The organism is Halorubrum sp. AD140 (genome assembly GCF_034497445.1).
Taxonomy (GTDB): Archaea; Halobacteriota; Halobacteria; order Halobacteriales; family Haloferacaceae; genus Halorubrum.
Window position 1 is genome coordinate 1 of sequence record NZ_JAXRUU010000248.1, and the last position, 1,228, is coordinate 1,228.

The 1,228-nt window shown below is 62.4% G+C and carries 1 protein-coding gene and 1 pseudogene; both read left to right on the forward strand.

From position 1 onward, the window contains the following. A partial coding sequence (locus U4E84_RS17910; RefSeq protein ID WP_322533429.1) for an ABC transporter permease occupies nucleotides 1-587 on the forward strand: 587 nt, incomplete at its 5' end. Nucleotides 588-601: 14 nt separating this feature from the next. Continuing rightward, nucleotides 602-1,228: pseudogene (locus tag U4E84_RS17915) on the forward strand (ABC transporter permease); the annotation flags it as partial.

Genomic DNA, 1,228 nt, shown 5'->3' on the forward strand with positions numbered 1-1,228 from the left:
ACATGTACAGCTGGAAGGACCACGCCGCGACCGGGTTTGCCTTCTTCGGATACGCCATCCCGAACTTCTTCTTCGGGATCGTCCTGCTTCTGATCTTCGGCGTCTGGCTCGAAGTCATCCCCGTCACGTACAACACGGACGTTGCGGTGTTCAGCGTCGAAAACGCCGTACAGCTCACGATACCGGTGTTCGTGCTCGTCACTGGCTCGGTCGGGGCAGTCATGCGGGTCTCCCGGAACGAGTCGGCGGAGTTCCAGAACGCGGACTTCATGAAGACGGCGAAGGCGAAGGGCGTCTCGCCGCTGCGTGCGTACGCGTATCACGTCATGCGACCGACGCTCGTTCCGCTTTCGACGACGCTGGTCGGTCAGCTGCTCGCGCTGTTCCTCGGGTCGTCGCTGCTCGTGGAGGTCGTCTTCGCGATCCCTGGACTCGGTCGACTGACGTACGAGGCGCTGGTCGCACAGGACACGAACCTGGTGTTGGGCACGACGCTGTTCTTCACGTTCGTCGCGGTCGTCGGGAACCTCCTCGAAGACATCGTGTTCACCGTGCTCGACCCGCGCATCAGCTACGATGACAGATAACTCACCGAACAACGATGGCAACTAAGAAATCCGAAGAGTTCGATCAAGTCGACTGGAACGAGATCTCGCGGTCGGGGCGGTTCGACCTGTCGATCAACTCGATCGGGATGCTGGTGACGACGCTCCCGCTCGCGCTGCTGGGCGTGTACGACTGGCGGTTCCTCGGCGAGCGGACCCCGACGTTCGAGTTCATCGGGGTCGACCGGGGGCTTGAGTCGGTGGACTTCATCTTCATCTTCACGCTCTTGTTGGCGTTCTGGTACCTCGTCTTGCCGCTGTACCAGAATCCGCGGATGACGCGGTACTACTGGAAGGAGTTCAGGCGAAACCGCCCGGCGGTCGTGAGCCTCGTCTGGCTCGGCATCGTGTTCGTGGGCGGCCTCGTCGGACCGATCGTGATGGACCCGCCCCAACAGGAGCTGCTCGTCGCGTACCAGCCGCCGGTGTTCACCTCCGTCGTGGACACGACGCCGGCGAGCTGCGTCGGCGAGGTGATGAACGGACGGTGCCACGGGACGTGGGAACACCCGCTCGGGACGACGAACGCCGGCAAGGACGTGTTCACGATGATCGTCTACGGGATGACGATCAGCATGCAGATCGCCTTCATCACGACGACCATCGTCGCGACGATCGGCATC